Origin of the sequence: Peribacillus sp. NPDC058002, from assembly GCF_042886655.1 — a bacterium.
GTDB lineage: Bacteria > Bacillota > Bacilli > Bacillales > DSM-1321 > Peribacillus > Peribacillus aracenensis.
Genome location: NZ_JBHVQU010000270.1, coordinates 1 through 4,537, shown reverse-complemented (window position 1 = coordinate 4,537; position 4,537 = coordinate 1). Strand labels below are relative to the sequence as shown.

Annotated in this window: 4 protein-coding genes; all 4 read right to left on the bottom strand. The window is 40.3% G+C overall.

Features of this window, described 5'->3' with window-relative positions:
- Positions 1-1,659, bottom strand: a 1,659-nt coding sequence (locus ACFVSH_RS23300) for a cbb3-type cytochrome c oxidase subunit I (protein ID WP_387708078.1), incomplete at its 3' end; no start/stop codon positions are given.
- A gap of 50 nt (positions 1,660-1,709) precedes the next feature.
- Positions 1,710-2,651: a cytochrome aa3 quinol oxidase subunit II gene (qoxA, locus tag ACFVSH_RS23295; protein WP_260288136.1), complete on the bottom strand. Its 942-nt coding sequence runs from the start codon at positions 2,649-2,651 to the stop codon at positions 1,710-1,712.
- Between the two features lie 325 nt (positions 2,652-2,976).
- Complete coding sequence (locus ACFVSH_RS23290) at positions 2,977-3,258, bottom strand: YokU family protein (protein WP_260288137.1); 282 nt, start codon at positions 3,256-3,258, stop codon at positions 2,977-2,979.
- A 1-nt stretch (position 3,259) separates the two neighbouring features.
- Positions 3,260-4,537: lysine 2,3-aminomutase (gene kamA / locus ACFVSH_RS23285; protein ID WP_387708076.1), on the bottom strand; the 1,278-nt coding region annotated here is incomplete at its 5' end.

Here is a 4,537-nt window from a genome sequence, read left to right as displayed (position 1 = left end):
CACTTGTGGAATAATAGCAAAGTTATATTCTGGTACTGGATTATGAGTAGCCCATTCAAGGGAACGTGCATCCCAAGGATCATCACCAACATCTTTTGGAGCATGGCGAATGCTATAGTAAATCGTATATACGATTAATACAAAACTGATTGCCATAAAAGCTGCCCCGATAAACGAAATCATATTCAATGGTCCAAATCCAGTCGATTCAGAGTATGTGTATATACGGCGTGCCTGACCATCTAAACCAGTGATATACATAGGGAAGAATGCTAAGCAAAAACCAATGGTTAGAAACCAGAACGCCCATTTCCCAATCCTTTCATTCAGCATGAAACCAAACATTTTCGGCCAGTAGTAAGTTCCGGCACCAAGCACAGCAAATACTACACCCGGAATAATGACATTGTGGAAGTGAGCTACTAAAAACATTGTATTATGGTATTGATAATCCGCCGCTGACATCGCAAGCATAACCCCGGTAACTCCACCGATTGTGAAAAGAGGTATGAAACCTATTGAATAAAGCATAGGTACGGTAAATCTGATTCTACCTTTCCACATCGTGAACAACCAGTTAAAGATCTTGATTCCAGTTGGAATCGCAATTACCATCGTTGTAATCGAGAAAATACTATTAACATATGCTGCTTGCCCCATTGTAAAGAAATGGTGCGTCCAAACGAAGAATGAATATATAGAGATAAATACCATTGAAGCAACCATTGATCGATAGCCATATAGGTTACGTCGTGAAAAGGTCGGGATAATCTCACTAAAAAGACCAAATGCAGGCAAGATTAAGATATATACCTCGGGATGTCCCCAAACCCAGAATAGGTTTGCCCAAAGCATATCCATACCGCCATCAGTCATTGTGAAAAACTTGGTTGCGAATAATCGATCCATTGTTCCCATGATCAGCGCCACTGTTAATACAGGGAATGCGAAAATGATAATAACGCTTGTGACTAAAGAAGACCATGTAAACATTGGCATTTTCATTAATGTCATACCGGGTGCTCTCATTTTAAGAATAGTCGTCAAAAAGTTAATCCCCGTCATTAATGTACCTATTCCGGCTATCTGAATGCCAATCATATAATAATTCGTTCCAACATGCGGGCTAAATTCATTTCCTGCAAGCGGGAAATAAGATGACCACCCTGCATCAGGCGAACCACCAATTACAAAAGAGATGTTGAATAGCATCGCACCCATAAAAAATAACCAGAAACTTATGGCATTTAGACGTGGGAATGCTACATCTCGCGCTCCAATTTGTAATGGCACCACGAAATTCATTAAGGCCATAATGTACGGCATCGCCATAAAGATAATCATCACAACCCCGTGTGTTGAAAAAATTTCATTATAGTGCTGTGAATCTAATAATTTGTTATCCGGTACGGCAAGTTGCGCACGCATCATCACAGCATCTACCCCACCACGAAATAGCATCAACAAAGCAGATATTAGATACATAATACCTATTCTTTTATGATCGACTGTTGTTAGCCAGCCACTCCATAAATAAAACCATTTTTTAAAGTGGGTTAAACCAACAATGATCAAGAGAACAGTAACACCAATGGCCCCCATTGATGAGTAAATGACGGGACTAGGATTAGGTATAAGAAATCTAGAGAAAAAACCCATACTTTTGTGTTTCCTTCCTGAAAATATTTTTCTTGAGATAGACAAAGAAATTATTCATGATTGTGTGCTGATTTTTCTTTACTATTACTTGACTTATGATCATGCTCCATATGTTCACCTTTTGAATCCGCGTTAGAGTCACTTGAACCATGATGATGTCCAGCATTTTCACCTTCTGGAGCTGGTGAGAAGTCTAAATGATTGCCAGTAAACGTTAACTGTCCCTCATGACCCGGTTTTAATAATTCATTGAATCTTACTTCAGTAATAGGTTTCGCAGTTTCTTTAACTTCTTTTACCCATTCATCAAACTTATCTTGAGACATCGCTTCGACGTGGAACGTATTTTCAGCGAATCCTTTCCCACTAAAGTTTGCATTTCGTCCCATCATTTCCCCTGATTCGTCCGCTGCTAAGTGTAATGTGGTCACCATGTTAGACATGGCATATTTTTGACCGCCAAGTTGTGGAATCCAGAAACTCGTGATAGGCCCGAATGAATAAAGTTTAAATTCAAGTGGTCGATTTGTTGGAATATACAAGTAGTTTACTGTCTCGATATCGTTTTCTGGATAACTAAAATGCCACTTCCAGTCAGATGACGAAGCGTAAATAACTAATGGATCTTGTCCTTTGTACCCTTCCGGAGTGGCTTCCACTTTATTGTTGGAAATTACAGTAACTACGGAGAAGAAAATGACGATTAAAATCGGCACCCCAACAATAATCGTTTCAACAACGTGATTCCCTTCAATGTAGGGTGGTTCATATTCTTTAGGTAGTTTAGAATCACGGTATTTCGTTAACACAAAGACTAAAATAGCACAAACAACAATAACAATAACCGCCATGATCGCAATTGATAGCCAAATCACATTTGCTTGCGTTTGGGCTTGAGGTCCTTTAGGATCTAAGACCGCTAATGATTCACAGCCAGAAAGCACATTGACTATGGTAGAAAGAATGGCTAATGAAACCCATTTTGTTTTCATATATTTATCCTTTCTTTTAAGATTTTATTTCTAAGTTATCCCAAAAAATGTTTATTAATAGTGGTAATTTCTCACAATCACTTTTTAGAGGGGGGATGAATATGTATGAATTCATTTGGGGAATGTTCAGAGAAACTGGTTATCTAAATACCTACTTGCTTTGAAAAGGAATTTGAATATGTGAGGAGATACTGCATGGATTTTTTTAATCCTAGTGGTCAAAGTAAGGGTAGCGAAGATGAAAATTTAACATGGCGGACCTCACCTCCGGGCGCACAGAAAAACCTCACCAAAAATGTTGATGAGGCTACTTTTAATCATTTTGTTATTTCCCAAAATCAAAATAATTCCGCTTTAACACCCGCTTCATCTTCAATAACTCGTCATACGTCGTCTGTTTCCCTAGCTGTTTCGAATCAATTAAAAATAGTTGATTTTCAATTTCCTTCACTATTTCATCACTTTGAAAAAAGGCATCGCAACTCTCACAATGGGAGGAAGGGGTTTCCGTAATTTCAACTGCCCTCGTACCATCCGGCAGTTCCCAATACACAGTCCCCTTTACTGATGCAAGCTTCCCTTTCTCACACCATGGACACGTCTCCATGCTATTCATCCCCCTTTTGAGTGCCCTTTTTCTGTTGTGCCTGGAATTTCTTTTCTTTTAACAGATCTCGCTTTTCACGTTGGTTTTTCAATGAAGCATGCTCTGGGTTGGTCACGTAATTTTCCCGTCTATTCATTCGCCTCAGCCCTTCAGGCACTAAATTGAATTGTTTGTCATTCATTAAACCCGATACACCTATATCTGACTGTTTTCCTTCCATATCAGGATATACCCCTTTGAAATAATCATCGGCAAGTCCTGGTGTATATTTCTCAGGTTCAGGATATGTGGTTATCACACCTTCAAAATTGCGCAGCACCGTTTTTGTTGGAGATTGTGAAAGGATATAATTCGGCTGCAGTGTGATCTTCCCTCCCCCTCCTGGAGCATCGACGACGAAGGTAGGTACAGCATACCCGGATGTATGGCCTCGGAGCCCCTCGATGATTTCAATCCCTTTTGAAATGGGCGCCCTGAAATGGCCGATGCCCTCCGAGAGATCGCACTGATATATATAGTAAGGGCGGACACGGATCTTAACAAGATCATGCATCAGCTTTTTCATGATTGCGACACTGTCATTTATCCCCGCTAAAATAACTGCCTGGTTGCCCACAGGTACACCTGCATCGGTAAGCATCTCACATGCTTTCTTTGACTCTTCGGTAATTTCTATCGAGGTATTGAAATGAGTATTCAGCCAAACCGGATGATATTTTTTTAAAATGGCACATAAATTTTCAGTGATTCTTTGAGGAAAAACAACCGGAGCCCGCGTACCTATCCTGATTATTTCAACATGGGGAATTTCCCTTAAGTTTTTGAGGATATATTCAAGGATCGTGTCATTGATCAATAATCCGTCCCCGCCGGAAATAAGGACATCCCGAACTGCCGGCGTGTCACGTATATAACCGATTGCAGCGTCCAATTGTTTTTTGGGCACGCCCATGCCAATTTGGCCTGAAAAGCGTCTTCGCGTACAATAACGGCAATACATGGAGCATTGATTCGTCACCAAAAAAAGAACGCGATCCGGATATCTATGGGTCAGTCCCGGTACTGGGGAGTCCTCATCCTCATGAAGGGGGTCTTCCATGTCATATTTGGTTTTATGCATTTCTTCCGAGATTGGGACCGATTGCATTCTGATTGGACACCTTGGGTCATCTTTATTCATTAACGAAGCATAGTATGGGGTGATATTCAATGGAATGGTTTTTGTGGAGATCCTCACACCTTCCTCTTCATAAGGAGTAAGGTTTATCAATTTTTTCAA